26 protein-coding genes and 1 tRNA gene are annotated in these 25,998 nt (G+C 72.4%); 15 read left to right on the forward strand and 12 right to left on the reverse strand.

The window, feature by feature from the left end; translation table 11 throughout:
• The first annotated feature begins 7 nt into the window (after positions 1 to 7).
• Entirely contained in the window at positions 8 to 1,009 is a 1,002-nt protein-coding gene (locus ACFV4N_RS09530) for a polyprenyl synthetase family protein (RefSeq protein ID WP_499672033.1), read from the forward strand.
• 229 nt (positions 1,010 to 1,238) lie between these two features.
• Here the strand turns inward: ACFV4N_RS09530 and rarD are convergent, their stop codons facing one another.
• A complete protein-coding gene (gene rarD / locus ACFV4N_RS09535; RefSeq protein ID WP_499672034.1) occupies positions 1,239 to 2,162 on the reverse strand; it encodes an EamA family transporter RarD in 924 nt (307 codons plus the stop codon).
• 196 nt (positions 2,163 to 2,358) lie between these two features.
• Here rarD and ACFV4N_RS09540 point away from each other — a divergent pair, with 196 nt between their 5' ends.
• The gene (locus ACFV4N_RS09540) at positions 2,359 to 4,410 is read left to right on the forward strand and encodes a sunset domain-containing protein (RefSeq protein WP_499672035.1); all 2,052 of its coding nucleotides are present in this window, start codon (positions 2,359 to 2,361) and stop codon (positions 4,408 to 4,410) included.
• A 367-nt stretch (positions 4,411 to 4,777) separates the two neighbouring features.
• On the opposite strand, the gene ACFV4N_RS09545 is transcribed toward ACFV4N_RS09540, so the two are convergent.
• The 4 genes from ACFV4N_RS09545 to ACFV4N_RS09560 all read right to left on the reverse strand — a co-directional run bounded on the left by ACFV4N_RS09545 (position 4,778) and on the right by ACFV4N_RS09560 (position 9,164).
• Positions 4,778 to 5,833: a 2-oxoacid:ferredoxin oxidoreductase subunit beta gene (locus ACFV4N_RS09545; protein WP_499672036.1), complete on the reverse strand. Its 1,056-nt coding sequence runs from the start codon at positions 5,831 to 5,833 to the stop codon at positions 4,778 to 4,780.
• Positions 5,830 to 7,719 carry a 2-oxoacid:acceptor oxidoreductase subunit alpha gene (locus ACFV4N_RS09550; protein ID WP_499672037.1) on the reverse strand — a complete coding sequence of 630 codons (1,890 nt, stop codon included), beginning with the start codon at positions 7,717 to 7,719 and terminating at the stop codon, positions 5,830 to 5,832. Before ACFV4N_RS09550 ends, ACFV4N_RS09545 begins: the two co-directional genes overlap by 4 nt.
• Before the next feature lie 232 nt (positions 7,720 to 7,951).
• Positions 7,952 to 8,713, reverse strand: a complete 762-nt coding sequence (locus tag ACFV4N_RS09555) for an enoyl-CoA hydratase (protein WP_499672038.1) — start codon at positions 8,711 to 8,713, stop codon at positions 7,952 to 7,954.
• A gap of 10 nt (positions 8,714 to 8,723) precedes the next feature.
• Positions 8,724 to 9,164, reverse strand: coding sequence for an Lrp/AsnC family transcriptional regulator (locus ACFV4N_RS09560; protein ID WP_499672039.1), 441 nt, complete (start codon positions 9,162 to 9,164; stop codon positions 8,724 to 8,726).
• 75 nt (positions 9,165 to 9,239) lie between these two features.
• On the opposite strand from ACFV4N_RS09560, the gene ddaH reads away from it, so the two are divergent.
• Positions 9,240 to 10,118 (forward strand): dimethylargininase, encoded by an 879-nt coding sequence (gene ddaH, locus ACFV4N_RS09565; RefSeq protein WP_499672040.1) that lies wholly within the window; start codon positions 9,240 to 9,242, stop codon positions 10,116 to 10,118.
• A 350-nt stretch (positions 10,119 to 10,468) separates the two neighbouring features.
• Entirely contained in the window at positions 10,469 to 11,569 is a 1,101-nt protein-coding gene (locus tag ACFV4N_RS09570) for an MrcB family domain-containing protein (RefSeq protein WP_499672041.1), read from the forward strand.
• Between the two features lie 58 nt (positions 11,570 to 11,627).
• Here the strand turns inward: ACFV4N_RS09570 and ACFV4N_RS09575 are convergent, their stop codons facing one another.
• Positions 11,628 to 11,765, reverse strand: a complete 138-nt coding sequence (locus ACFV4N_RS09575; protein ID WP_499672042.1) for a hypothetical protein — start codon at positions 11,763 to 11,765, stop codon at positions 11,628 to 11,630.
• Between the two features lie 174 nt (positions 11,766 to 11,939).
• On the reverse strand, positions 11,940 to 12,530 hold the full coding sequence (locus ACFV4N_RS09580) for a hypothetical protein (protein WP_499672043.1): 591 nt from the start codon (positions 12,528 to 12,530) through the stop codon (positions 11,940 to 11,942).
• 122 nt (positions 12,531 to 12,652) lie between these two features.
• Between ACFV4N_RS09580 and ACFV4N_RS09585 the strand changes: the two genes are divergently transcribed.
• Entirely contained in the window at positions 12,653 to 13,354 is a 702-nt protein-coding gene (locus tag ACFV4N_RS09585; protein WP_499672044.1) for a serine/threonine kinase C-terminal domain-containing protein, read from the forward strand.
• Positions 13,355 to 13,367: 13 nt separating this feature from the next.
• Positions 13,368 to 15,038, forward strand: a complete 1,671-nt coding sequence (locus ACFV4N_RS09590) for an AbeC-like domain-containing protein (protein ID WP_499672045.1) — start codon at positions 13,368 to 13,370, stop codon at positions 15,036 to 15,038.
• A gap of 48 nt (positions 15,039 to 15,086) precedes the next feature.
• Here the strand turns inward: ACFV4N_RS09590 and ACFV4N_RS09595 are convergent, their stop codons facing one another.
• Positions 15,087 to 15,656, reverse strand: a complete 570-nt coding sequence (locus tag ACFV4N_RS09595; protein WP_499672046.1) for a TIGR03086 family metal-binding protein — start codon at positions 15,654 to 15,656, stop codon at positions 15,087 to 15,089.
• A 63-nt stretch (positions 15,657 to 15,719) separates the two neighbouring features.
• On the opposite strand from ACFV4N_RS09595, the gene ACFV4N_RS09600 reads away from it, so the two are divergent.
• Together ACFV4N_RS09600 and ACFV4N_RS09605 are read left to right on the forward strand one after the other, a co-directional pair.
• Positions 15,720 to 16,457, forward strand: coding sequence for a DUF6597 domain-containing transcriptional factor (locus ACFV4N_RS09600; protein ID WP_499672047.1), 738 nt, complete (start codon positions 15,720 to 15,722; stop codon positions 16,455 to 16,457).
• Between the two features lie 147 nt (positions 16,458 to 16,604).
• Positions 16,605 to 16,754 carry a hypothetical protein gene (locus ACFV4N_RS09605; protein WP_499672048.1) on the forward strand — a complete coding sequence of 50 codons (150 nt, stop codon included), beginning with the start codon at positions 16,605 to 16,607 and terminating at the stop codon, positions 16,752 to 16,754.
• On the opposite strand, the gene ACFV4N_RS09610 is transcribed toward ACFV4N_RS09605, so the two are convergent.
• Positions 16,751 to 17,788, reverse strand: a complete 1,038-nt coding sequence (locus tag ACFV4N_RS09610; protein ID WP_499672049.1) for a LysR family transcriptional regulator — start codon at positions 17,786 to 17,788, stop codon at positions 16,751 to 16,753. The two genes, ACFV4N_RS09605 and ACFV4N_RS09610, sit on opposite strands and share 4 nt — an antisense overlap.
• A gap of 242 nt (positions 17,789 to 18,030) precedes the next feature.
• On the opposite strand from ACFV4N_RS09610, the gene ACFV4N_RS09615 reads away from it, so the two are divergent.
• Genes ACFV4N_RS09615 through htpX form a run of 4 tightly spaced genes read left to right on the forward strand, consistent with a single transcriptional unit; the run spans position 18,031 to position 20,448 of the window.
• The gene (locus ACFV4N_RS09615; RefSeq protein ID WP_499672050.1) at positions 18,031 to 18,450 is read left to right on the forward strand and encodes an NADH-quinone oxidoreductase subunit B; all 420 of its coding nucleotides are present in this window, start codon (positions 18,031 to 18,033) and stop codon (positions 18,448 to 18,450) included.
• Entirely contained in the window at positions 18,447 to 19,028 is a 582-nt protein-coding gene (locus ACFV4N_RS09620) for an NADH-quinone oxidoreductase subunit C (protein ID WP_499672051.1), read from the forward strand. Before ACFV4N_RS09615 ends, ACFV4N_RS09620 begins: the two co-directional genes overlap by 4 nt.
• Positions 19,012 to 19,566, forward strand: a complete 555-nt coding sequence (locus ACFV4N_RS09625; protein WP_499672052.1) for a 4Fe-4S binding protein — start codon at positions 19,012 to 19,014, stop codon at positions 19,564 to 19,566. Before ACFV4N_RS09620 ends, ACFV4N_RS09625 begins: the two co-directional genes overlap by 17 nt.
• A 21-nt stretch (positions 19,567 to 19,587) precedes the next feature.
• Positions 19,588 to 20,448 carry a zinc metalloprotease HtpX gene (gene htpX, locus ACFV4N_RS09630; protein WP_499672053.1) on the forward strand — a complete coding sequence of 287 codons (861 nt, stop codon included), beginning with the start codon at positions 19,588 to 19,590 and terminating at the stop codon, positions 20,446 to 20,448.
• Positions 20,449 to 20,462: 14 nt separating this feature from the next.
• Here the strand turns inward: htpX and rfbA are convergent, their stop codons facing one another.
• Together rfbA and ACFV4N_RS09640 are read right to left on the reverse strand one after the other, a co-directional pair.
• Positions 20,463 to 21,335, reverse strand: coding sequence for a glucose-1-phosphate thymidylyltransferase RfbA (rfbA, locus tag ACFV4N_RS09635; protein ID WP_499672054.1), 873 nt, complete (start codon positions 21,333 to 21,335; stop codon positions 20,463 to 20,465).
• Positions 21,336 to 21,485: 150 nt separating this feature from the next.
• Positions 21,486 to 21,977, reverse strand: a complete 492-nt coding sequence (locus tag ACFV4N_RS09640) for a YajQ family cyclic di-GMP-binding protein (protein WP_499672055.1) — start codon at positions 21,975 to 21,977, stop codon at positions 21,486 to 21,488.
• Between the two features lie 123 nt (positions 21,978 to 22,100).
• Here ACFV4N_RS09640 and ACFV4N_RS09645 point away from each other — a divergent pair.
• Positions 22,101 to 22,181: transfer RNA gene (locus tag ACFV4N_RS09645), tRNA-Tyr, on the forward strand.
• Positions 22,182 to 22,548: 367 nt separating this feature from the next.
• On the opposite strand, the gene ACFV4N_RS09650 is transcribed toward ACFV4N_RS09645, so the two are convergent.
• Entirely contained in the window at positions 22,549 to 22,791 is a 243-nt protein-coding gene (locus ACFV4N_RS09650) for a hypothetical protein (RefSeq protein ID WP_499672056.1), read from the reverse strand.
• A gap of 257 nt (positions 22,792 to 23,048) precedes the next feature.
• Between ACFV4N_RS09650 and ACFV4N_RS09655 the strand changes: the two genes are divergently transcribed.
• Positions 23,049 to 23,537 carry a hypothetical protein gene (locus ACFV4N_RS09655; protein WP_499672057.1) on the forward strand — a complete coding sequence of 163 codons (489 nt, stop codon included), beginning with the start codon at positions 23,049 to 23,051 and terminating at the stop codon, positions 23,535 to 23,537.
• Positions 23,538 to 24,172: 635 nt separating this feature from the next.
• The coding region (locus ACFV4N_RS09660) for a diguanylate cyclase domain-containing protein (RefSeq protein ID WP_499672058.1) at positions 24,173 to 25,998 on the forward strand (1,826 nt) is incomplete at its 3' end.

A 25,998-nucleotide genomic window follows, 5' to 3' on the forward strand; every position in this document is an offset into this window, starting at 1 on the left:
TATAGGCGTGACCAGTAGCGAGCGGGCGGGGACGGGGTTCCGGTTTGCGGACCCCGTGCTCGCGGAGGTGGTGCAGGGCGGCCTCAACGAGGTGGAGGAGCTGCTGCACAAGGTCGTGCAGAGCGAGTTCCACCCGGTGATGGAGACGTCCCTGCACCTGGTCGAGGCGGGCGGCAAGCGCATCCGCCCGCTGTTCACCATCTTGTCCGCCCAGTTCGGCGAGACCTGGGACCGCGAGAACGTGATCAAGGCGGCGGCGGTCGTCGAGCTGACGCACCTCGCCACCCTGTACCACGACGACGTGATGGACGAGGCCACCATGCGCCGCGGCGCGGCGTCGGCCAACGCGAAGTGGGACAACAGCATCGCCATCCTCACCGGCGACTACCTGTTCGCGCACGCCTCCGCGCTCGTGTCCGACCTGGGCACCGGGGCCGCGCGGATCATCGCGGAGACGTTCTCCCAGCTGGTCACGGGCCAGATGCGGGAGACCGTGGGCCCGCGCGACGGCGAGGACCCGGTCGCGCACTACCTGACCACGATCGCGGAGAAGACCGGGTCGCTGATCGCGACCGCCTCCCGGTTCGGCGCGATGTTCTCCGACGCGACGCCGGAGCAGGTGGAGGCGCTGCGCGCGTACGGCGAGGTGATCGGGGCGGCGTTCCAGATCTCCGACGACGTCATCGACATCGCCTCGCCGACCGAGGAGTCGGGCAAGACGCCGGGCACGGACCTGCGCGAGGGCGTGAAGACCCTGCCCATGCTGTACGCGCTGGAGGACGAGCCGGACTCGCGGCTGGCGCGGCTGCTGGCGGCCCCGATCACCGAGGACGCCGAGGTCTTCGAGGCGCTGGAGCTGCTGCGGGCGTCCTCGGGGCTGGTGCGGGCGCGCAGGACGCTGGACGACTACGCGGAGCGGGCGCGGGCGAACCTGGGGGTGCTGCCGGCGGGCTCCGCGCGGGACGCGCTGGAGTCGGTCAGCGAGTACGTGGTGACGCGTACTAGATAGTTTGGCCGCTGCTCCGCAGACGGCGGCTCGGCTGTGTTGGATGGCCGCTGCTCCGCAGACGGCGGCTCGGCTGTGTTGGATGGCCGCTGCTCCGCAGGCGGCGGCTCGGCCGCCTGGGAGTCGGCCCATCGGCGCGTCTTCCGGAGAAATCGAAGAGCGTGATTTCTCCGGAAGGCGTGCCGACAGGCCGACGCGGCCTCGCGTGGTGGTCGGGTTGCGTGAGGGTGGGTCAGGGTAGGTCGGTTACCGGTAGGCGGCGGCGGGCGCGCAGGGCGTCGAAGGTGAAGATCGCCAGTGCCGCCCACACCAGGGCGAAGCCGAACCAGCGGGACGCGGGCATCGGTTCGTGCACCACGAACACGCCCCAGGCGAACTGCAGGATCGGGGCGAGGTACTGGAGCATCCCCATGGTGGCCAGCGGCACCCGCCGCGCCCCGGCGCCGAACAGCAGCAGCGGGACCGCGGTGACCAGGCCCGCCGAGGCCAGCCACAGCGCGTGACCCCAGCCGTGGTCGTGGAAGGTGCCGGCGGGGCCGAGCCAGAGCAGGTAGCCGACCGCGACCGGGGCCAGCACCAGGCTCTCGGCGGTCAGGCTGGCCGTCGCGTCCAGGGGCACGGTCTTCTTCAGCAGGCCGTAGAAGCCGAACGAGCAGGCCAGCACCAGCGAGATCCACGGCAGCCTGCCGTAGTCGACGGCCAGCACCACGACGGCCGCGACCGCGACGACCAGGGCGGCGCACTGGGCGAGGCGCAGGCGCTCCCGCAGCACGACCACCCCGAGCAGGACGCTCACCAGCGGGTTGATGAAGTAGCCGAGGGCGGCCTCGACCACGTGCCCCGTGTTGACCGCGTGGATGTAGACGCCCCAGTTGACCGCGATCAGCACCGACGCGGCGGTCACCATGAGCCAGCCGCGCCGCGACAGGCCGCGGATGCCCGCCCAGCGGCCCAGGACCGCCGTGAGCAGCGCCATCACCACTAGGGACCACGCGATCCGGTGAGCCAGGATCTCCACCGAGCCGGCCGGCTGGAGCAGCGGCCAGTACGCGGGCACGATGCCCCAGATGAAGTAGGCGGCGGTGCCGAAGGCGATGCCCCGGTTCGCGGAACTGGTGCCGGTCGGAGGAGCGGAAGAGGTGGTCAACGGCGGCACAAGGGCTACTGTACGCCGGTCGTTTTGCCTGGTCGGTTACTCCGAATGGCCTACCATCGGGAACCGGTCCCACGTCCGGGCGGCCCCACGCGCCGAACGAGGGGGTCAGGGTAGTTTGACACCGCTTACACGACCGGGTGAATGCCTGGAAGCGGAGCGTGTCGGGGTGTGACAAGCAGCGGTGGGAGGGTCTCCCGTGAGTTCGCTCTTCGGGCAGGTGTGGCTGTGGAGCCTGCTGTCGTTCGCGGCAGGCGTCGCGCTGACCTGGCTGATCCTGGTCCGCCCGGCGAAGCGGCAACTGGAGGAGCTGGAGGACCGGCTGCTGACCGCGCCGCGCCCCGCGTCCACCACCGCTACCGCCACCGCCGTCGTTCCGGCCCCGGCGCGCGACCGGTCGTCCGACGAGTGGCACGTCGAGGCGTCCCGCTCGCTGGTCGACGACGTGCTGGAGACGCCGCGCTACGACGCTGCCGACCTGAAGCGCGAGGAGCTGCTGGAGGAGCTGGACGACGAGCACCGGCCGCTGTCGGACTTCGAGGAGGGGCACGACTTCCCGGAGCTGGACGACGACCGGCCGCGCAGCCTGTTCGACCGGACGTCGCCGCAGGGCGGTGACGTCCGGGAGTCGCTGGGTGGTGACGCGCGGGAGCCGCTGGGCGCGGGGGCCGCTTGGGCCGGGTCCCGTGAGGTGGCCGGTCGTGGTGCGCCCGGTGAGGTGCCCGGTCGTGAGGCGCTCGGTCGTGGGACTTCGGTGCGCGAGGCGTCGGTGACGGCGCGCCGGGGCGTCGACCAGGAGCCGGAGCTGCCGGTCGAGGAGACGCACCTGATGCCCGCCGTGCCGGTGGCCGAGGTTGCGCCGCGCCGGGACGAGCCGACCGCGCCGCCCGAGGTGCAGGCCTTCCAGCCGCGCGAGGTGTGGCGCGAGGAGACCGCCGTCCGAGAGGTCCACGACCAGGACGAGCTGCTGTCGGGGCGGCGCGAGGAAGAGGACGAGCCCGAGCGCCGGGGTTCCGAGGAGACGGCCCTCATCCCGGCGACCGAGCTGGCCCGGGCCATCGCCGAGGTGGACCGGGAGGAGCCGCAGGTCTGGCCCGAGCACGACCTGACCGGGCACTTCGCGCCCGTGGACGTCGAGGCGGAGCGGCACGGGCCGGCGACCGAGATCCTCAAGCCGGTGTCGGGCGACCGGCCCGCGCCCGCCGTGCCGGACGTCGAGCCGCGCGAGCGCCGTGCGCCCGAGGTGGTGGCCGCGCCGGAGGTGCCGCCCACCGCGCCGCGCCACGGGGCTGCGCCCGGTGAGCCGAGGCACGCCGAGCCGGAGCACACCGAGCCGGAGTACGTCGAGCCGGAGTACGTCGAGCCGAGGCAGGCCGGCACCTGGTCGGGTGACATCCGGTCGGGCGAGGTCCGTGCCGGGGACGTGAGGGATGCCGACGACCGCCCGACCGAGATCCGCCCCGTCGAGGCCCGTCACGCGGAGCCGGCCCGTCACGCGGAGCCGGAGCCGTTCGAGCCGGCGTTCGTGGAGCCCGCGCCCGCCGAGCCCGAGCCGTTCGTGCCCACGTTCGTCGAGCAGAAGCCCTCGGAACCCGCCCCGAAGCCCGCTCCCACCCCGACCCCGGCTCCGGCGTCCAAGGAGGAACCGGCCCGCCCGCGCAGCCTGTTCGAGCCGCTGGTGACGCCGGAGGACGAGGCCGAGGCGGAGCAGGAAGCGCCCCGCCCGAAGCCGCCGGTGAGCGACGACCAGCCGTTCGTGCCCAAGCTGGCGCCCGAGCTGCTCGCGGCCAACGGCGACGACCAGGGAGCCGAGGCGCCCGCCCCGGCGGCCGGCGGCACCACGGGCGCGGGACTGCCGCAGCGCCCCGCCCGCCGCTCGGGCGACCGGCGCACCCCGCCGCCACCGCCCCCCTCGCCCGCGTCCGCGCCGAAGCCGGCCACCCCGGCCGCCCGCCCGGTCCGCCCGCGCCCGGTGGGCTTCAGCCCGAGCACGGGCGGTCGGCCCGCGAGCGGCAGCACCCGGTACCGGGGGCAGGAGGAGGGCTTCAACCCGCGCTCCCCGTTCGGTCCGGGCTCGGTGCTGCCGAAGTCGGACGGCCTGGCGCCCGCGCCCGAGTTCCAGGTGAAGGCCACCCTCACCGGCCGCCGCTACTTCACCAGCGAGTCGGCCAACTTCCGCGAAACCCGCGCCGACGTGTGGTTCCGCACCACGGCGGACGCGGAGAAGGCGGGCTTCCACCAGGCCCCGTAGGAGAGCACCGCGGCCGCCCCACACCGCCGTTCCCGGTGCCCGGTCCGAGCAGCGCCCGGGCGGACCGCTGCCCTGGGCGCTCCTCGGCAGCGCCGTCGTCCTGCGCCTGCGGCCCCGGCCGTCCCCGTCGCCCCGGTGCCGCTGCCCGTCCTGCTCGCGCTGGGCGCGCCGGTGCGGTCCGGCCGGCGGCTCCCGGTCGAACCGCCGTGATCCCGAAACTCACGGGCGGCGACCGGCATCAGCCGGCAGTATGAAAACAGGGGTCCCCCGACGGGGTTCCCGCGGTGCTTCCCTGGGGAGGGAACGCGAGAGGGCCCCTGTTCCGGGAGGCGGAACAGGGGCCCTCCGTCTGTCCGGAGCCGGGGTCCTACCCGGCCACGGTCCAGGTGTCCTTGCCGTGCAGCAGCGCCGCGAGGTCCGCGGGCTTCGCCGCCTGCGCCTCGGCGACCTGCGCGCGCGCCGCGTCGTCGTACGTGGTGCGCGCCACGTTCCGGAACACGCCCGTCACGGTGTGCTGGAGGTCCTGCGTCGACAGCCGGGACAGGGCGAACGCCAGGTTCAGGTCCGACGCGTCGTGCACCACGACGTCGGACTCGGCCACCTCGGCGGTCTTGGCCACGGCCAGGCCGAAGCCGTCCCGGACCACCGCGTAGTCGCCGCCGCCGAAGGTGATCGGCTGCCCGTCCACCACGTTGATGATCCGCCGGGACGCCTCGTCGGCGTCCTTGAGCACGTCGAACGCGCCGTCGTTGAAGATCGGGCAGTTCTGGTAGATCTCCACCAGCGCCGAGCCCCGGTGCTCGGCGGCCTGCCGCAGCACCTCGGTCAGGCCCGCGCGGTCCGAGTCGACCGCCCGGCCGACGAACGAGGCCTCCGCGCCCAGCGCCAGCGACACCGGGTTGAACGGGTGGTCCAGCGACCCGAACGGCGTGGACTTCGTGACCTTGCCCTCCTCGGAGGTGGGCGAGTACTGGCCCTTGGTCAGGCCGTAGATCCGGTTGTTGAACAGCAGGATCTTCAGGTTCACGTTGCGGCGCAGCGTGTGGATCAGGTGGTTGCCGCCGATGGACAGCGCGTCGCCGTCACCGGTCACCACCCACACCGACAGGTCGGGCCGCGCCACGGCCAGGCCGGTCGCGATGGCCGGCGCGCGCCCGTGGATGGAGTGCATGCCGTAGGTGTTCATGTAGTACGGGAACCGCGACGAGCAGCCGATCCCGGAGACGAACACGATGTTCTCGCGCTTGAGGCCCAACGAGGGCAGGAAGGACTGCACGGCGTTGAGCACCACGTAGTCACCGCAGCCGGGACACCAGCGGACCTCCTGGTCCGACTTGTAGTCCTTGGCCTTCTGCGGTTCGTCGGAGGTGGGCACACCAGCGAGGCCCCCCGGGCCCGGCAGACCCAGATCCGTTGTGGTCATTCGCCCACTCCCTTGATCACGTCGGCGAGCACGTCCTGCAACTCCTCCGCCTTGAACGGCAGGCCCTGCACCTTGGTGTAGCTGATGGCGTCGACCAGGTACCTGGCGCGCAGCAGCAGCGCCAGCTGGCCCAGGTTCATCTCCGGCACGATGACCCGGTCGTAGCGCTTGAGCACCTCGCCCAGGTTGCGCGGGAACGGGTTGAGGTGCCGCAGGTGGGCGTGCGCCACGGGCATCCCCAGCTTGCGCACCCGGCGCGCGGCGGCGCCGATCGGGCCGTAGGACGAGCCCCAGCCCACGACCAGCACGCGCGCCCGGCCGGACGGGTCGTCCACCACGACGTCGGGCACCTCGATGCCGTCGACCTTGCGCTGGCGCAGCCGCACCATGTGGTCGTGGTTGGCGGGGTCGTACGAGATGTTGCCGGTGCCGTCGGCCTTCTCCAGGCCGCCGATGCGGTGCTGGAGGCCCGGGGTGCCGGGCACGGCCCACGCGCGGGCCAGCGTCTCCGGGTCGCGCAGGTACGGCCAGAACGCGCCGTCCGGGCCGTTGGGCTCCGTCGCGAACTCCACCCGCAGGTCGGGCAGCGAGTCGACGTCCGGGATCAGCCACGGCTCGGAGCCGTTGGCGATCGCGCCGTCGGACAGCAGCAGCACGGGGGTGCGGTAGACCAGCGCGATGCGCGCGGCCTCCAGGGCGGCGTCGAAGCAGTCCGCGGGGGACTGGGGCGCGACCACCGGCACCGGCGACTCGCCGTTGCGGCCGAACATCGCCTGGAGCAGGTCGGCCTGCTCGGTCTTGGTGGGCAGGCCGGTGGACGGGCCGCCGCGCTGCACGTCGATGACGACCAGCGGCAGCTCGGTCATCACGGCGAGGCCGATGGTCTCGGACTTCAGCGCGATGCCGGGGCCGGAGGTGGAGGTCACGCCGAGCGCGCCGCCGTAGGAGGCGCCCAGGGCCGCGCCGATGCCCGCGATCTCGTCCTCGGCCTGGAGCGTGGTGATGCCGAAGTTCTTGTGCTTGGACAGCTCGTGGAGGATGTCCGACGCCGGCGTGATCGGGTAGGTGCCCAGCACCACGGGCAGCTCGGAGCGCTGACCGGCCGCGACGATGCCGTAGGCGAGCGCGGTGTTGCCGGTGATCTGGCGGTAGGTGCCCGGGTTCAGCCTGGCGGGCGCGACCTCGTAGGTGACCGCGAAGGACTCGGTGGTCTCGCCGTAGTTCCAGCCCGCCCGGAACGCCAGCACGTTGGCCTCGGCGATGTCGGGCTTCTTGGCGAACTTCTCGCGCAGGAACCGCTCGGTGCCCTCGGTGGGCCGGTGGTACATCCAGGAGAGCAGGCCCAGGGCGAACATGTTCTTCGCCCGCTCCGCGTCCTTCTTGCCCAGGCCGGTGTTCTCCAGGGCGCCGATGGTCAGCGTGGCCATGGCGACCTTGTGGACCTGGTAGCCCTCCAGGGAGTCGTCCTCCAGGGGGTCGGAGTCGTAGCCGACCTTGACCAGGTTGCGCTTGGTGAACTCGTCGGTGTTGACGATCAGCGTGCCGCCCTTGGGCAGGTCGCCGATGTTGGCCTTGAGCGCCGCCGGGTTCATCGCCACGAGCACGTCGGGGCGGTCGCCGGGGGTCAGGATGTCGTAGTCGGCGAAGTGCAGCTGGAAGCTGGAGACGCCGGGGAGCGTGCCCTGTGGCGCGCGGATCTCGGCCGGGAAGTTGGGCAGGGTCGCGAGGTCGTTGCCGAACGCCGCGGCCTCGGAGGTGAAGCGGTCGCCGGTGAGCTGCATGCCGTCACCGGAGTCGCCGGCGAACCGGATCACCACGCGGTCGAGCTTGCGGACCGTTCCACCCGGGGAGCCGCCCGGGGCGCCGTTGCCAACGTCGGTAGTCATTCCTCCGCCGATCCCTTTCTCACACCCGCTTCGGGAACCAGTGCCCCGTGTCCCCCACCGGTTCGAGGGTAGTCGTGTCGCCCGGCGGCCCGGTTCGTGACGTACCACTCTGCGGGACGGTCCGTTCCACCTGGTGCCCTTGTCCGGGCACTTAGGGGTCACCTAGGGGTAATCGTGCCTACTCAACAGTAGTTCCCGCTGGGGGTAGCGGTCGCCGGATCGGCCGTCCGGGTCAGCCCCTGCCGCTGATCCGGTCCTTCGCGGCGGCGAGCCTGGCCTGGAACTCCGGTGTCCCGATCGAGGCCGCCTGGGGCGCCAGCTCGACGTCCACCGCCTCGGCGTGGTCGGTGAGGGCGGCGGTCGTGCGCATCGACGCCTTGATGGTCCGGACGAGGTCGCGCGGCGCACCGGCGGCCGGGCGGGCCAGCTCCACCGCCGCGGCGACCAGCTCGTCGTGCCCGCCCTCGACCCGCTGCCAGGCCAGCCCGCGCCCCACCGCCGCGTCGGCGTCCACGACCTGCCCGAACAGCGTCATCGCGGTCGCGGTCTGGGTGCCGGCGAGCCGCTGGAGCATCCACGTCATCCCGCCGCCGGGGTGGATGCCGAGCTGGAGGAACCGGGCGTCGAACCGGGCCTTCGGGCCCACCACGCGCACGTCGCACGCGAGCGCCAGGTTCAGCCCCGCGCCCACCGCCGCGCCGCCGACGGCCGCGACCGTGGGCAGGGAGCAGCCCGCCACCGCCAGGAAACCCGCGTAGATGCGCCGCAGGCCCTCCTCGCGGGCCTCGCCCAGCGCGGTCAGGTCGGCGCCCGCGCAGAACGCCGGGGGAGCGCCGGTCACCACGACGGCGTGCACGTCGGGGTCCGACTCGCACGCCCGCACCGCGTCCGCGAGCCGTTCGGACAGGTCGAGCGTGAGCGCGTTGCGGCGCTCGGGGTCGTGCACTGTGATGACCGCCACGCGGTCGGAGCGTTCCAGCAGCACCTCGGCCATGCGGCGAACTCTAGGGTGCCGGTGGCCGGTCCAGGAGGCGGGACAGCACCACGGTCGAGACGGTCCGGTCGATGATCTCCACGGCGCGCAGCCGCTCCAGGGCGGTCTCCAGGTGGTGGATGTTCGCGGCGCGCAGGTGCACGATGGCGTCCGCCGAGCCGGAGACCGTGTAGGCGGCCCTGACCTCGGCCATCGGCTCCAGGTGCTGCTGGATGTCGTGCGGCGCGACGTTGCCGCGGCAGTGCACCTCGACGAAGGCCTCCGTGCCCCAGCCCAGCTGCTCCGGGTCCACGACCGCGGTGAAGCCGCGCAGCACCCCCGTGTCCAGCAGCTTGTCGACCCGCCGCTTCACCGCAGGGGCCGACAGGCCGACCTCCTTGCCGACGTCGGCGTAGCTGGAGCGGGCGTTGGCCATGAGGCACGAAATGATTCGCTGGTCGATCGAGTCCACACGCAACATTCTGCACCAGATGACGCAATATCGCGGCGTTGATCGATGGTCAGACGCCCATCTACATTTCGATCCATGACCTCGGTTTCTCTTCTGGGCCCCGGCGAAGAGCCGATCGTGCTGGAGGTGGCGACCCCGGCCGCCCCGGTGCGCGTGCCGACCACCCGTCGGTACCTCATGTGCTCGCCGGAGTACTTCACGGTGGAGTACTCGATCAACCCGTGGATGGACCCCGCGCAGCCCATCAGCACGGCGCTGGCGGTCGAGCAGTGGACGGCCCTGAAGGAGACCTACGAGCGGCTCGGGCACCAGGTCGAGACCATCGCGCCCCAGCCCGGCCTGCCGGACATGGTCTTCGCGGCCAACTCCGGCACCGTGATCGACGGCCAGGTCCTGGGCTCCCGCTTCCGCGCCCCGCAGCGAGCGGCGGAAGCCGACCACTTCCGCCGCTGGTTCCTGGCCAACGGCTACCGCGACGTGGTGATGCCGGAGCGCACGAACGAGGCCGAGGGCGACTTCACCTGGACCGGCAGGTACCTGCTGGCCGGCACCGGCTTCCGCACCGACCCGATGGCGCACGCGGAGGCGCAGGAGGTGCTGGGGGTGCCCGTGATCTCCCTCCAGCTGACCGACCCGAGGTACTACCACCTCGACGTGGCGCTGTTCGTGCTGGCGGACGACCTGGTCGCGTACTACCCCGACGCGTTCTCGCCGGGCAGCCGGCGGGTCCTGCGCCGCCTGTTCCCGGACGCCGTGATCGCGACCGAGGAGGACGCGGCGTGCCTGGGTCTGAACGCGGTCTCCGACGGGCGGCACGTGGTGCTGCCGGTGGAGGCCGTGCACCTGGCGGACGAGGTGGCGAAGCGCGGGTTCGAGCCGGTGTTCGTGGACATCTCGGAACTCCGCAAGTCGGGCGGCGGTCCCAAGTGCTGCACGATGGAGCTGCGGGACTGAGGTTCTGCTTGAGCTTCGCGCTGGTCAGCCTGGTGGGACCCGGCTGACCAGCGCGGATACCACTCGGTGGCGGAGAGGCGGCCGCCGTCGAACCGCGGCGGTGGAGCTGCCGGCGAACCGGTTCCGGACCCTCCGAGGACGACCACACGTCAACGGGGCGGTCCCGGCCACGCTGAGCCGGCAGAGACGCCAAGTGCTCCTTCCGGCGCGCGTGGTCGGGGTGAGCCCGGTCTCGGGAATGGCGCGGATCTTCTCGGTAACACCCACGTCGGTCAAGGCGATTTGGTGATGACCGATCACGGACGAGCTCAAGCCGGGCTTGTGGCAGTAGTTGGGGTGTTGGTTTCTCCATGCGGGAACTCCTGCGAGGCGTCCTGTCGCTCCAGCCTGACTGGAGCCGGGAGAACACTCCTGCGATGAAGGAGCGCGGCCGGCTGATCCGGTACGAGGTGGCGGGGTGGCTGAGGGAACAGTTACCGGCCATCGCCGAGAACACGCCGGGCGTGGATGACTGGCAGGTGGAGGCGCGAGACGGCACAGGGCTGAAGAACGAGATTCCGTGGGCTCGCGTGTACTCCGCCAGTCGATCGCATTCCGCGACCGTGGGTTGGTACGTCGTTTACCTGTTCGGCGCGCAGGGGGACCGCGTCTACCTGTCGCTGATGCAGGGCACCACCCGCTGGGAGAAGGGCGACCTGCACGCTCGACCGGCGGCGGAACTCCGGCGGCGCGCGCAGTGGGCTCGTGAAGCTCTGTCGCCTCTGCTGCGGCGTCGAGCCGACCTGGTGGAGCAGATCAGCCTCAAGGCTCGCAAATCCCAGCTCGGACCTGCTTACGAAGCGGGAACCGTGGCAGCGTTCGAGTACGCGCTGGACGCGTTGCCGGGCGAAGAGGTGTTGGCGAACGACCTCCGGTTCCTCGCTGCTGTCCTCGGGCACCTCTACCGACTGGCGGGGCAGGCCATCGATCTTCCCGGTGACTTGTCCCCGGAAGTGGTCGATGCGCTCGTCACGGCTGAACGGTCGGCGGGCAGAACCCGAAAAGGACAAGGTCTTCGCCTCACCTCGGCGGAACGCGTCGCGATTGAACGCCAGGCGGTCGCGGTTGCCATGCGCCATCTCGTCGCGGAGGGGTTCGAGGTCGCCGATGTCGGGGCCACCCAGTCCTACGACCTCGATGCGCGGCGTGGAGGACAACACCTCTTCGTGGAGGTCAAGGGCACTACATCCGCGTGGGACAGTACGTCCGAGATCATCTTGACCAAGAACGAAGTGGACCTCCACGAGCGCGAGTACCCGAACAACATGCTGCTGGTGGTCAGTCGCATCGCGCTCGACCGCACCGCCACCCCGCCGTCGGCGTCCGGGGGCGAACTGCACGTGGTGCACCCGTGGCGAATCCTGCCGCCGAACCTCACGGCCGTGACCTACCGGTACATCGTCGGCCAGTGATCGCGAGGGCGACCGCGACGACCGCCTGCGGGTCGCCGGCCGGGTGACGGTCGTCGCGTCATGGCGCGGGGGCGAAGCCTGCCGACCGGTCGAGGAGGAAGGGCCTGCCGGCCCGGCCCGGTGACCAGCCGTAGGCGAGGGCAGTGCGGATGGCGTCGACGACGATCCGCCGAGCGCCCTTGCGCGGTAGAGCCATGACCCGCCTCCACATCGTTACTCGACCGACCGAGGAGGGCCAGGACTCCGGCCCCTTTTTTCGCGCTCCGGCCATTCACCCGCCCGGCACTCCGGCAGGCGAATGCGGGCACCCCTCGAAAACCGGGCGCGGGCTCACCGCGAGTCGTTCCCCGCTATCCGAATTTTTGCGGAGTCAACCCTTCACGGCCGTGCCATTCTCTGGCAAAACGCGCACGGCCGAGGGGTGCGATGACGGCTCTTGCAGGCCGTGGTGGCGGATCATCGGGTTCACCCGTTCCGCGCGGGTCGACCATGCGGGACGGCGGGCGGTGAGGACGATCGCGAACAGGGTCGCGCTGCCGACGGCCGAGGTCACGACCACGGCCGGCACGTCGCCGTCCAGGCCGCTCAGCACCGCGCCGCCCAGGGCGACCAGCACGGCGACCGCCGCCAGCGCCGCCGTGCGGACCTGGTTGGTCCACGTGTACCCGAGACCCGCCTTGACCTGCTCGTCCAGCTCCCGCGCCAGGCGCGCCAGGGTGGGGTCGGCCGCGCGCACCCCGGCCAGGCGCTTCACCACGCGCGCGCACTCGGCGAGCTGCGCGGCGGTCGTGATCTCCGGGAACCCGTCGCGGGTGCGCGAGCGGCAGGCGTCCGCCACGGCGAGCAGGGCGGCGACGAGGCGGTCGTCGTTCTCCGGCGACGGCGCGGTGGTGCGGTCCCGGTCCGCCTGATCCGCCACGAGCCACGCTTCCGCCACGGCGACGGTGACGCGTTCATCCACCTTGATCTCCGAAATCTGTGCCAGTGAGGATTCGCGTGAACGAAGTGCCCGACGAGAATGTAGCCGAAATGGCTGATGCGCGGCACTCCCGCAAAAATGCGGGAGGTGATCGGGCGGAACCGGTGGGAACGGTCCGGCTCGCCGCTTCGGCCGCGGGCGCGTGCCTGGTCGTGAGCCTCGCGACCGGTCTCGGCATCCACTACTTGCCCCGGGGCGAGGAGCCCCCGCCGAACGCCCTGCCGACCGCTCCCGCGGACGGCGAGCCGGGAACGGACGACGTGTACGGGACGTGGCCCTACCCGATGGAGACCACGTCCGCGCCCGGGACCACGTCCACGAGGCCGCGGAACGGACCCGGCACCACGGCCTACGCCACCGCACCCTCCGAGCCGGTGCCGGCGGGGTACCGGCGGGTGAGCGGCGCGGGCCTGTCGACCGTCGTGCCAGAGTCCTTCGACCTGGAGGTGCCCAAGTCGGCGGTCGCGACCGACCCGTACGACGACGACTTCCAGGCCAGGTTCGGCGGCGACGCGTACGGGCCGGACAGCCTGTGGGACACCGTCGGCGAGGCGGAGGGCCAGGTCGCCGCCAGGACCGCCGGCTACCGGAGGGCGACCCTGGCGCGGGTCTCCTACGACGGGTTCGAGGCCGTCGAGTGGGAGTACCGCTACACCGGCGCCTCCGGCGTCGCCCTGCACTCCCGCGCCCTGTACTGGCGGGAGCGCGGCCTGGAGTACGTCCTGTACGTCACCGGCGCGGAACCGCGCTGGGACGAGGCGACGGAGCTGTTCGCCGCGATGGTCACCCACTGCCGGCTCGTCTGAGGAGCGCATCACCGTGGTTTCGATCGAAGGGCCGGCCACCGGATCGGTCACCCTCCCGGGGGCCTCCCGGGACGAGGGCACCCGCTACCTGTGCGCCGCCGCCCACCTCAGCCGCGACTTCGCGGACGCCGCCATCGGCGAACTGCTCACCGAACCCACCCGGCAGGCGGCCCCCGAGGCGGGGGTGGACGCGGTCGCGGTGCTGACGGAGTCGCTCGCCGCCCGGCTGCGCACCGACGTGGTCGACGTCCTCGTGCTCCTGATGCTCGTGCCCGCCGTCGTCTTCGCGCTGCCGCTGGTGGTCGCGTGGAGCCTCGTCGCGCTGCTGCTGAGCCTGCCCAAGCTCATCCGGGCGTGGCGGGCGGCCCGGACCGGCTCGGCCAGGGGGGTCCGCCCGGTCCGCGTGTTCTTCGCGGTCGCCCTCCTGCTCGGACCGGTGCTACGGCTGGGGGTCGAGGGTGACTCGGACGACGTGTTCGAGGCCGCCCTCACGGACTGGGTCAGCCTGGTGGTGCTCGGCGCGTTCTTCGTGGTGCTGCTGCTCAACCGGCTGGTGATCGCGCGCCACGTGGTCGGGCGCTTCGGTCCCCGGTCGCACGTCGGGGCGGCCGTGCCACCGCCGGACCGGTTCCTGTTCAAGCTCGCACCGGCGCTGTTCGACCGCGTCCTGTCCCACGCGCGGACCCGGCGGCCGGGTCCGGACGTGGCCGACGGGGACGAGCTGGTCCGGCTGGTCGTGCACCGCGGCTACAAGCCGTTCGTCGGCGCCGGCGACATCACCGAGCCGTGGACCGTCGCCATCCCGCTGGAGCGCGCCGGTGCGCCGTCGGACGAGGACCTCGCGCTGGACGCGGCGACCCTGCTCCGGGGCATCACCGACAAGGTCGCCGACCTCACCCGGACGGGATCCCTGGCGCCCAGCCGGCGGCTCCGCGAGCTGACCGTCGAGGACGTGGTGCTCGTGTCCGCCAGGGGCCTGGTCAACCACCTGCACGACCCGGTGACCAGGCCGTACCTGCGGTCGAACGAGGACCGCCCGTACACCCACGTGTCCCGCCGCCACGCCGAGGAGCTGCGCGACCGGCCGCTGGAGTGGGCGCGCTTCTACCGCCGCTTCTCGGTCGAGACGTGGGACCGCGACCTCGTGCTGTCGGTGTTCGTGCACGTGGCGATGGACGACTCGACCCTGTACCTGGAGTGGACGCCGTGCGTGCTCAAGCCGGTGAACACCGAGCTGCGGGCCGTTGACGCCCAGCCCGCCTCGCCGGGCGCGCCGTTCCGGCAGGCGGCCAAGGACCTGGTGCTGCTGCCGGCCGGCGTCGTCACCCGCCTCGTCCGGTTGGCGCGGCGGCCCCGGAGCCTGCCCGAGGACCGCGGCGTGGTGAACCCCGACCGGTACGGCGCCCTGACCAGCCTCCGCGAGATGGCCGCCGACACCGAGGTCGAGTCCTACTTCCAGCAGGCCGACGTCGAGCGCTACGGGCACCTGCTGCGCACCAGGGTGACGCTGGCGGTGTCGGAGCTGCTGAGGGCCGCGAACTACCGGACGTCGTCGTTCGACACGCAGGTCGGCTCGATCGTCAACAACACGGTCAACGCGGTGACGGTGACCGACGGGGGGACGATCACCGGGCACGTCCTCCAGGCCGGGAAGCTCGACGGGGGCGTCGACATCACCGGCTGACGCGGCCCCGGTGGCCCCGCCGTCGCCGGTCGGGGCCACCGGTCGCGGTCACGGGGTGCGGCCGGTGAGGCCCAGGACGCGGTGGATCAGCGGCGCGTCCGCCGGCACCGGCACCTCCGGCCCGTAGACGCCCAGGTCACGGCCCATCTGCGCGGTCGGCACGAGGCCCTGGTGCACCTGTTCGAGCACGTCGTCGTCCCAGGTCGCGACCTGCCCGGTGGCCTGCGCGAGGTCCCACGTGTGGACGACGACCTCGCCGAGCACCATGCCGCCCACCACCTCGGCCGGCAGCTCGGTCGGCCCGCCCATGTGCGTCGTGCCCGCCCACGCGCCGGGCGCGCCCCACGCGTCGGCCGTGCGCTGGAGCTGCGCGGTCAGGTCCGCCGCCCAGCCCTCGGTGACCAGGTCCACGTCCGACTCGGCGGCGGCGGGCGGCGGGACGTTCTCCTTGCGCGCGGCGCCCTCGAGGGACGGCCCCCAGAACAGCAGGTGGCGCACCAGCCCGCGGACGTCGTACTCGCTGCACGGCGTGGGCGCGCCCAACTGGTCGGGCTCGATGCCGTCGACGACCTCGACGGCGGTCTTCACGGCTCGGGAGATCAACTGCTCACGGGACATGCCGCCCACCGTAGGAACGGGGTGCGGGGCGTGTCTTGAACAAAGGCGACATACGCTCCCGGCGTGACGCGGGACGAGCGCGAGCTGGCCTGGCGCCGGCACCAGCGGCACGAGTTCCTGGAGCCGTCGCCCGACCTCGCGGCGTTCGTGGCGCGGTACTGGGTGGTCGAGTGGACCTACGACCGCCCGTACCGGCAGCTGATCGTGCCTTACCCGAACGTGCAGCTCTCGTTCCACGAAAGTGGTCCCCAGGTGCACGGAGTGTCCAGCGGCCACGTCTTCCAGGACCTGGACGGGACGGGTCGCGTCTTCGGCGTCGCGTTCCGCCCCGGCGCGTTCCGGCCGTTCCTCGGCGCCCCGGTCCAGACCATCACCGACCGCACCCTGCCCGCCGCCGAGGTGTTCGCGGGACTGCCCGCGCGGGCGGGGGTCGAGTCGGTCGAGGAGGCGCTGCGCGCGAACCTGCCCGAGCCCGACCCGAGGTCGCGGCACGCGGTGGAGGTCGTCGAGCTGATCGTCTCCCAGCCCGCGATCACGCGGGTCGACGTGCTGGCCCGGGAGCTGGGCACCACCGCGCGCAGCCTCCAGAGGCTGTTCGCCGAGCACGTCGGCATCAGCCCCAAGTGGGTGATCCGCCGCTACCGGCTGCGCGAGGTGACCGAGCGGATGGCGGCGGGCGGGCGCATCGACTGGGCGGTGCTGGCGGCCGACCTGGGGTACGCGGACCAGCCCCACTTCGTCCGCGACTTCACCGCGATGTTCGGCGAGACCCCGACCCGGTACGCCGCGCGCTACCGGTAGGCCGCCGGACCGGCCCGCCGGCCGCGGTCCGGGCGACACCCGCAGAGCTGCGAGCTGTCACTCGTAAGACTGATTGGCCTAGCGAGCGGACCCCTGTCGGTGCTCCGATCGACGGCACTCGCCGTCGACCGACGTAGGGAGCGCACCATGAACGACATCGACGCCCAGCGCCCGTCGCGCCGAACGCGGCACGAGCCGCGCGGCACCGAGGAGCCACCGAAGCCCGCCGCGCCGCGGCAGCTCACCGGGCTGGAGTGGCTGGTGCGCCAGACCCAGCGACGCCGCCCGGAGCGCTAGTCGGGCACCTCGCGCTGGAACGCCGCCCACAGCAGGTTCAACGGGTGGTCGGCCGGGAACTTCGCCCGCTCCTCCTTGCGGGCGAAGACCCCGACCAGCCGCTCCAGCTGCGGCTTCCGGTCGTTCTTCAGCTCGACCACCCTCAGCCCGGAGCCCTCGCGCAGCTCGCCGTTCGCGGCGACGACGCCGAGGCCCGAGGTGACGATCATGCAGCCCTCGACCAACCCCGAGCGCAACAGGGACATGCCGTACTGGATCTCGTCGATCTCCGCCGCGATGTCCAGTTCGCTCCGGTAGTCCGGCCCGAACCAGCCGCGCAGGAACTCGGCGATCAGCCCGTCACCCGGCACCACCAGCGGCAGGCCGGGCAGCTCGCCCGTGCCGACGCGGTCGCCGAGCCGGTGCGGCGGCAGGTTGGTGAGCAGCGCCAGCCCGCCCCGGCGCCACTCGATCACGTCGAACTCGTCGAACCCGGTCGACCGGCCCGCGGGCGTCACCACGCTCCCGCAGACGATGTCGACCTCCTTGGACTCCAGGCTCGTCCAGATGTCCTTCGTGCGGATGTGCACGACCTTCAGCTCCACGTCCCGCCGGCGGAAGTCCTCCGCCACGTGGTGCCACGCCTTGGCCAGCGAGTCGAGCATGAACCGAGTGGTGCCCACGGTCAGCGTGGTGCCGAGCTTCCGCCGGCACTCGTGAATCGAATCCAGCCACTCGCTCAGCGTCCGGCGCGCCAATTCCACCAACGCCTCGCCCGTCGGTGTGATCAGCACATCTTTTCCGCGCCCCTGCTTGACGACCAGCGGCTCGCCGCACAGCTGCTTGAAGTTGCGGTTGAGCGTGTCGACCTGCTTCTGCACGCTCGACTGCTCCCGCCCGAGCACCCGTGCCGCGCGCAGCGCCGACCGTGTCTCGTACACCGCGATCAACGTCCTGAGCTGGTCCAACGTGGTGTCCAGCAGCACCGGCGAAGCGTGCAGGAGCCTGCTGAGCCGGTTGCCCGCGGGCAGCAGCAGCTGGGTCGAGGTCGACATGCAGGGCCTCTCGGGTCGGGGCGAGATGTTCTACCGATCAGTTGTACTGAACTTGGCCACAGTTCACGCTGAAATTATCCGAAGATCTTGATGTTTTCCCTGGACAGTAAGCGACGCCCGTAAGAGACTTCTTCCCGCAACCAGGTGCTTGTTCGCGTGGGGGCAATCTTGGGGGGTATTGGGGGGTTGGGGGCCCGCCGGGCGGCAGCTCGGCGGGCCCCCACGTATTAACCTCATCCGACGTGACGGTTTCCACCTTGGACTGGGGCACGACGTACCGGGTCACCGTGCTCGACCTCGGCCTGGCCTGCTGCGGCGTCGAGGTCATGGCGGCACTGGAAGGCCACCGCCCCGAGCAGCTCGCCGCCCTGGGGGTCGACCCGGTGCACGCGGCGGGCGAGGCCCACGTGCTCGTCGTGTCCGGCACGGTCACCGACGCCATGTTGCCCGCGGTGATCGCCACGTACCAGGAGATGCCGGAGCCCCGGTACGTCCTGTCCGTGGGCGCGTGCAGCAACACCGGCGGCCCGTACTGGGACTCCTACAGCGTCACCAAGGGCATCGACCAGGTGCTGCCCGTCCACGTCGCCGTCCCCGGCTGCCCGCCGCGCCCCGAGGCGCTGCTGGACGGCCTCGCCGCGCTCCACCGGCTGATCTCGTGAGCGCCGCGTCGGGTGACCTGGCCGCGCGCGTGCCGGGCGCGCAGGTGAAGTCGGCGTTCGGGCAGAGCACCGCGCACGTGCCGCTCGACTCGTGGACCGAGGCGGCCCGCCACGTGCGCGACGAGCTGGGCTGCACCCAGTTCGACTGGCTCGGCGTCGAGGACGCGGGCCGGCCGGGCGCGGCCGGCCGGCGGCACGCCGTGCTGCTGCACGTGCTGCACCCCGGCACCAAGGACGGCGTGCTGCTGCGCACCGAACTGGGTCCGGACGACGCGCTGCCGAGCGTGGCGGGGCTGTGGGCGGGCGCGGCGTGGCACGAGCGCGAGGCCGCCGAGATGTTCGGCCTCGCCCTCGACCGCGAGGCCGCCCACCTGCTGCTGCCCGACAGCTTCGGCGGCCACCCGCTGCGCAAGGACTTCGTGCTGGCCTCCCGCGTGGTGCGGCCGTGGCCGGGGCGGCTCGAACCCGGCGAGGACGGCACGTCCGCGCCCAGCCGCCGGCGCACCGCGCCGCCCGGCGTCCCCGACCCGTCGTGGGGACCGCGATACGAGGAGGATACCGGTGACCGACGCCCCTGACAGCGCCCCTGACAGCGTCCCCGGCAGCGTGCCCGACGACGCCCCGGACGGCCCCCCGGAGCAGGCCGCCCTGCCACCGCGCACCCGCGGCGTGATCGCGCTGCTGGAGGCCAACTGCACGGTGTGCATGATCTGCGCCCGCGAGTGCCCCGACTGGTGCATCCACATCGACTCGCACACCGAGACCGAGCAGGTGCCCGGCTCGGCCCGCCCGCGTGCCCGCAACGTGCTCGACCGGTTCGCCATCGACTACGGCTCGTGCCTGTACTGCGGGATCTGCGTGGAGGCGTGCCCGTTCGACGCCCTGCACTGGGCGCCCGACTTCTCCTACCCCGGCACGGGCACACCGGCGGGTGAGGACGCCGTCGCGGAACTCGTCCAGGAACGCGACGTGCTGGGCACGTGGGTCGCGCACGTCCCGCCGCCGCCCCCGCTAGACCCGGGCGCCGAGCCCGCACCGGAGCGCACCGCGGGCCGGCCGGCGCGACCCGGCGCCGGAACCCCCGGCCGGCCGGGCGCGTTGAGGGGGAGGACGTAGAACAGCCGGAGGCGAAGCAACGTGCACAAGCACTACAACGGGTTGAAGACCGCGTTGCTGCTCGGCGCCATGAGCGCGTTGATCATCGCGATCAGCGCGTTGTTCGGGCGGACGGCCCTGCTGATCGGCCTGCTGGTGGCGCTGGGCGTGAACGCCTACGCGTACTTCAACTCCGACAAGCTCGCGCTGCGCGCCATGCGGGCGCGGCCCGTGTCCGAGGTCGAGCAGCCCGCGATGTACCGCATCGTGCGCGAGCTCGCGCAGGCCGCCCGGCAGCCCATGCCGAGGCTCTACCTCAGCCCCACGGCCGCGCCGAACGCGTTCGCGACCGGCCGCAACCCGCGCAACGCCGCCGTCTGCTGCACGACCGGCATCCTGGAGCTGCTCGACGAGCGCGAGCTGCGCGCCGTGCTGGGGCACGAGCTGTCGCACGTCTACAACCGCGACATCCTCATCTCGTGCGTGGCGGGCGCGCTGGCCAGCGCGGTGAGCACGCTGGCGAACCTGGCGGTGTTCGCGAGCGTGTTCAGCGGCGGCGACGAGGACCGGCCCAACCCGCTGGCCGTGCTGCTGATCGCCGTGCTCGGCCCCGTCGCGGCGGGCATCGTGCAGATGGCCGTCAGCCGGTCCCGCGAGTACCAGGCCGACGAGTCGGGCGCGGAGCTGACCGGCGACCCCTTGGCGCTGGCCTCGGCGCTGCTCAAGCTGGAGCACGGCACGCGCGCCGCGCCGCTCGCCCCGGAACCCGCCGTGGTCGCGCAGTCGCACCTGATGATCGCCAGCCCGTTCCGGCCGGGTGAGCAGCTGGCCCGGCTGTTCTCCACCCACCCGCCGATCCCGGACCGGGTGCGGCGGCTCCAGGAACTGGCCCGGCGCCACTAGCCCGCCGGTCCCGGCTAGCGGACCTCGCGCGCGACGTTCATCACGTACTGGCCGTAACCGGACTTCGCCAGCTTCTCGCCCAGCGCGTAGCACTCGTCCGCGCTGATGAAGCCCATGCGCAGCGCGATCTCCTCGGGGCACGCGATGCGCACGCCCTGCCGGTGCTCCAGCACCTGCACGAACTGGCCCGCCTCCAGCAGCGAGTCGTGCGTGCCGGTGTCCAGCCACGCGAAACCGCGGCCCAGGTCGACCAGCTGCGCGCGGCCCTGGCGCAGGTAGGTCAGGTTCACGTCGGTGATCTCCAGCTCGCCGCGCGACGACGGCTTGAGCGACCTGGAGATGTCCACGACCTGGTTGTCGTAGAAGTACAGGCCGGTGATCGCCTTGTTCGACTTCGGCGCGGCCGGCTTCTCCTCGATGCTGACCAGCCTGCCCGCCGCGTCGACCTCGCCCACGCCGTAGCGCTCGGGGTCCTTCACCGGGTAGCCGAACAGCACGCAGCCGTCCAGCGCGGCGACGTGGTGCTGGAGCAGCCGCGAGAAGCCCTGGCCGTAGAAGATGTTGTCGCCCAGGACAAGCGACACGCTGTCGTCCCCGATGAAGTCCGCGCCGATGACGAACGCCTCGGCCAGGCCGTTCGGCTGGGCCTGCTCCGCGTAGGAGACGCTCAGGCCGAACTGCGACCCGTCGCCGAGGAGGCGGCGGAACAGCGGCAGGTCGGTCGGCGTGGAGATCAGCAGGACCTCCCGGATGCCGGCCAGCATCAGCACCGACAGCGGGTAGTACACCATCGGCTTGTCGTAGACCGGGAGCAGCTGCTTGGAGACCGCCTGCGTGATCGGGTGCAGCCGGGTCCCGCTGCCCCCCGCCAGGATGATGCCCTTCATCTGCCCTCTTCCCCCGCGGTAGTTCCCCCGTCGGTCAGCTCCCGGGGACGACGCGCCCGGCGCGACGCCCCCCGGCGGACCACCCACGATGTCGGACGGCGGGCACCACGCGTTACCCGTTCGTGTGACAGGTAACGCGCGCCGGTGACGTCACCGGTAGTTGGTGAACTGGAGGGCGATGCCGAAGTCGGAGTTCTTCAACAGCGCGATCACCTCCTGGAGGTGGTCCTTCTTCTTGCCGGTCACGCGGAGCTGGTCGCCCTGGATCTGCGCCTGGACGCCCTTCGGGCCCTCGTCGCGGACCTTCTTCGCGATCTGCTTCGCCTTCTCGCTGGAGATGCCCTGGACCAGGTTCCCGGTGACCTTGAACACCTTGCCGGACACGGCCGGGTCGCCCGCCTCGAACGCCTTCATCGAGATGCCGCGCTTGACCAGCTTCTCCCGGAAGACGTCGATCGCGGCCCGGCAGCGCTCCTCGGTCTCGGACTCGAAGGCGATCGCCTCCTCGCCCGCCCAGGCGACCGACGTGCCGGTGCCCCGGAAGTCGAACCGCGTGCTCAGCTCCTTGGCGGCCTGGTTGAGCGCGTTGTCGACCTCCTGGCGGTCGACCTTGCTCACCACGTCGAACGACGGGTCTGCCACGTGCCCGGTACCTCCGCGTCGGTGGGTCTTCGAACCGCCCGGAAGCCTACCGGGGATACCCGGTTGCGCGGGCCCCGACAGGCTTATGTATTGTCTCCACCGCACCCGGGAGACCGGGGGCGGGGCGGGTTGCCCGAGCGGCCAATGGGAGCGGACTGTAAATCCGTCGCGAAAGCTACAGAGGTTCGAATCCTCTACCCGCCACGCTCGTCGAGGACCCCTGCTCGCGCATTCCGCGAGCAGGGGTCCTCGCTTTTTGCCTTCCGGGGGTGCGACCCCCGGGCCCCGCCCGGCGGGCTCTGCCCCCGGACCCCGTTCGCGGGTGGTCGCGTTGGCGGGGTTCGGCCCCGGAGAGTTGTCCCGGAACCCCGTCCGCGGGTGGTCGCGTTGGTGGGTTCGCTTCCCGGGACGCCGTTCGTGAGGGGTTGGCGCGTGGCGCGCCGTGGCTTGGCCCCGCTTGGCTCGGTCCCGCCCGGGGCGGGACGGGTGAGGCCGGCGCGCAAGCGCTTCCTCTCGCTTGCGTGCCGGCCTCGTAATGCAGCATAACCCATCTCGAACGTCTGTTCGAGGATCAAGTGATCGCCGCGCGCCCCGCGTCCGTCAGCACGGCCTCCGTGCGCTCGTCCAAGCCCACCGCGCGACGCCCCCTCAGCAGTCCCGCGTGCACCAGGTCGTGCGACACCGTCTGGTCGCAGCACGGCAACCCGTCGATGTACAGGTCGGGTTCGCGGCCCCCCGTGACCTGCGCCCGGCCCGCGGCCACCGCGCGCAGCACGGCTTTGGCCCTGCCGGACAACTCCTCGACCACGATCATGGCGACCCCCTCGCCCGCGCCTTTCATCCCCTGCTTCCCCTCACTTCGTAAGAGCCCCGACCCGCGCCGCGAGTACCCGTCGACCCCGACTTCACTCGGGTGGACCAGGCGAGATCACCTCTTCGCGTGACACGCCGTGCGCTGACCGGTTGAGCTGTTCAGCCCAACCGAACTGCCGCCGACCGGTCGGCGCTGCGATCGACCCACCGTCGTACTCGGGGGCGGGCGGCCCCCTCGCCGGCCCCGAGACTGGCCGCATGACCGAAATCCTCATCGGCCTCGCGGCCCTCGTGGTCGGCGTCGCGGTCGGGCTCGTCACGCGGCGCGCCCGCCGGTCCGGCGGACCCGCGGACGCGCGCGACCTGCTCGACGCCGCGGACGACCTGGAGTACGGGCTGAACGCGGTGCTCAACTTCGGCCCGCTGTCGTCGTCCGAGCTGGCCTCGGTCGACCTGGTCGCCAAGTACGAACGGCTCGTCGCCGCCGGCGGGGTGGGCAAGGCCGCCCTGGGCGCGCTGCGCGACCAGCTCGACAAGATCGCCCTGCACCCCTACCCGGAGCAGCACCACCTGTTCGCCGCGGTCCGCGAGGACGAGGCCGCGGTCTGGCTCGCGTTGCGCGACGCGGTCGGCAGCGGCGCGGCGCAGCACTCGGCGGCGGCCGAGGCGCGGCGGCTGCTGGACGGCGTCCGGCACGGCCTGCGCCGCGAGGAGCGGGCGCCCGGCCGGGAGCTGGCCCGGGTCTAGCGGGCCGGCCCGCGCTGCCGGGTCGTCCACGGCGGCCGGTGGGCGTGGTCGGCCGGTGCTCACCGGCTGGTGGTCGTTCCGCGCGCGGGCCGCACGCTCATCCGGCCCGCGACCCGGGTCCGAGTGGCGGACGGGTCGCAGCGGCGCCAGGACCCCGGGCGCACGGCTCGGAGCGGGCGGCGATGGCCGGCAGGGGCGCGGGGACCGTGCCGCGCCGGTACCTCGGTGACCGCCGCCGACCGGCTCGGCGCCGTCACCGGGGCGGCTGAACGGGTACGGGTCGGTCACGTTCGGTGAGCAGTCGGCAACGGTCCGCCCCCGGAGCCCGACCTCGCTGCGGGGTCCCGTAACCGGTTCCGGGCCCGCACCCCCGCCGAGCAGGGGTGACCGGGTCCTGGGATGATCTCCCACGCTCGCCGGACGGGCGGCAACGCCGCTCCACGAGCAGCCCAACACGCGGGCCGTTCTGTTACTTCTCGTGGTAATTGGCTACTCGACCTGCCATTTCGTCATCCGACCGGGGTACATTGGCACCCTTGGAGGGGTCCTGGTCGGTGTTCGGGACCCCTCAGTCACGCCAGGAGTTCGCAGGCCGCGACCCGGCCCACCGAGACGACGGCCGACGAGGAGGCTGGATGTCCGACCACGCGTCGGTCATGGCGCCGGACGCACCGACCCGGTCGGCGAACCGCGCTTTCACCGTGTTCGCGGTCCTGCTCCTCGTCGCGGGCGCGCTGTCCGCGTTCGTCGTCGGCGCCTGGCTGCCCGACGACCAGGCCGACAGCAAGCTGTACTGGACCGGTCCGCTGCTGGTGGTCGGGTTCCTGCTGGCCGAGCAGCTGGCCATCAACGTCGACGTCCGCAGCGGCGTGGCCTGGACCATCTCCTTCACCGAGATACCGCTGGTGCTCGGCCTGCTGGTGGCGCCGTTCGAGGTCGTGCTGGCCGCGCACGTGGTCGCGGGCGTCGGCACGCTGCTGGGCCGCCGAGTGCTCGACCGCGCCGTCTACAACGCGGGCCTGATGTTCATGGAGATCTCGGTGGCCTTCGCGGTCGCCGAGTGGGTCAAGCAGCTGCTGGGCCGGGACGGCCCGGTCTGGGCGGGCGCGTTCGTCGGCACCATCGCGGTGCCGCTGCTGGCCAGCGTCCTGGGCCTGACCGCGCTGCGGACCATGGGCAAGGGCATGAGGGTCGGCCCGTCGCTGCGCCTGGTGCTCCAGACGCTCGTGGTGGCGCTGCTGAACACCTCCGCGGGCCTGGTCGGCTACGAGATCGCGACCCGCGCGCCGTGGGGCGGCCTGCTGATCGGCCTGGTCTTCGCCGGCATCACCGCCATCTACCTCGCCTACTCGGGCCTGCTGCGCGAGCAGCGCGACCTGGAGGCGCTCAGCGAGGTCTCGCTGCGGGTGGCCCGCTCCGGCCGCCACGCCACCGGACCGCGCGGCACCGCCCCGGACGACGGGGACGGCCGCGCCGAGGACGACGAGTGGCAGCCGATCGCCGAGCGCATCCGCGAGCAGCTCAACGCCAACCGCGTGGTGCTGCGGCTGCGCACCGACCCGCAGGCCCCGATGCGCACGTTCGTGGCGGGTGAGCCGTTGCCGCCGGGGATGCGCCGCGACGACCCGCGCGTGCTGCGCGAGGACGCCGTGCTCCAGCTGCCCGGCGCGCAGGTCCGGTACTTCCGCGTGGTCGACGCGGGCGAGGAGGTCGCCGACTCCCTGGCCCGCCGCGACGCGCAGGAGGCGCTGGTGGTGCCGCTGCGCGGGGCCACCCAGCTGCTCGGCGCGGTCGAGGTGCACGACCGGCTCAGCCGGTGGCGCGGCTTCGGCAAGTCCGACATCCAGCTGCTGCGCACGCTGGCCAGCCACCTGTCCACCGCGGTGGACAACCGGCGGTTGCTGGCGCGGTTGCGCCACGACGCCTACCACGACCCGTTGACCGGTCTGCTGAACCGGCCGGGTTTCCGGGAGGCGGCCACGGAGCCGATGCGCCAGGCGGAGACGGCCGTGGTGCTGCGGATCGACCTGGACGTGCTGTCGACGGTGTCCGACGCGCTGGGGCAGGCGTGGGCCAACCGGATGGTGGTGGCCGCGGGTCGGCGGTTGCGCGACGAGCTGGGGCCGGAGGTGCCGCTGGCGCGGTTGGAGGGCGGTGCGTTCGCGGTGCTGCTGCTGGACCGGCAGGCCGGGTGCGTGCAGGAGATCGCCGAGCGGCTGCGGGCGGCGTTGTCCATGCCCTACCCGGTCGACCGGCTCACGGTGGAGGCCGGCGCGGTGGTCGGCTGGGCCACCACCGCCGACGCCGAGATCGAGGAGTACGACCCCGACGCGCTGCTCCAGCGCGCGGACGTGGCGGTGCGGGCGACCAGCGAGAACGAGCCGTTGCGGCAGTACGCGCCGAGCATGGGCCAGATCTTCCTGCGCCGGTTCCAGCTGGTCACCCAGTTCCGCTCGGCCCT

It is taken from the genome of Actinosynnema sp. NPDC059797, assembly GCF_042732085.1.
Taxonomy (GTDB): Bacteria; Actinomycetota; Actinomycetes; order Mycobacteriales; family Pseudonocardiaceae; genus Actinosynnema.

Coding starts and splice junctions, on each gene's coding strand:
- ACFV4N_RS09545 (WP_499672036.1), bottom strand. CDS start 5,833: ATGACCACAACGGATCTGGGTCTGCCGGGCCCGGGGGGCCTCGCTGGT.
- ACFV4N_RS09550 (WP_499672037.1), bottom strand. CDS start 7,719: ATGACTACCGACGTTGGCAACGGCGCCCCGGGCGGCTCCCCGGGTGGA.
- ACFV4N_RS09555 (WP_499672038.1), bottom strand. CDS start 8,713: ATGGCCGAGGTGCTGCTGGAACGCTCCGACCGCGTGGCGGTCATCACA.
- ddaH (WP_499672040.1), top strand. CDS start 9,240: ATGACCTCGGTTTCTCTTCTGGGCCCCGGCGAAGAGCCGATCGTGCTG.
- ACFV4N_RS09570 (WP_499672041.1), top strand. CDS start 10,469: ATGCGGGAACTCCTGCGAGGCGTCCTGTCGCTCCAGCCTGACTGGAGC.
- ACFV4N_RS09575 (WP_499672042.1), bottom strand. CDS start 11,765: ATGGCTCTACCGCGCAAGGGCGCTCGGCGGATCGTCGTCGACGCCATC.
- ACFV4N_RS09595 (WP_499672046.1), bottom strand. CDS start 15,656: ATGTCCCGTGAGCAGTTGATCTCCCGAGCCGTGAAGACCGCCGTCGAG.
- ACFV4N_RS09605 (WP_499672048.1), top strand. CDS start 16,605: ATGAACGACATCGACGCCCAGCGCCCGTCGCGCCGAACGCGGCACGAG.
- ACFV4N_RS09610 (WP_499672049.1), bottom strand. CDS start 17,788: ATGTCGACCTCGACCCAGCTGCTGCTGCCCGCGGGCAACCGGCTCAGC.
- rfbA (WP_499672054.1), bottom strand. CDS start 21,335: ATGAAGGGCATCATCCTGGCGGGGGGCAGCGGGACCCGGCTGCACCCG.
- ACFV4N_RS09650 (WP_499672056.1), bottom strand. CDS start 22,791: ATGATCGTGGTCGAGGAGTTGTCCGGCAGGGCCAAAGCCGTGCTGCGC.
- ACFV4N_RS09655 (WP_499672057.1), top strand. CDS start 23,049: ATGACCGAAATCCTCATCGGCCTCGCGGCCCTCGTGGTCGGCGTCGCG.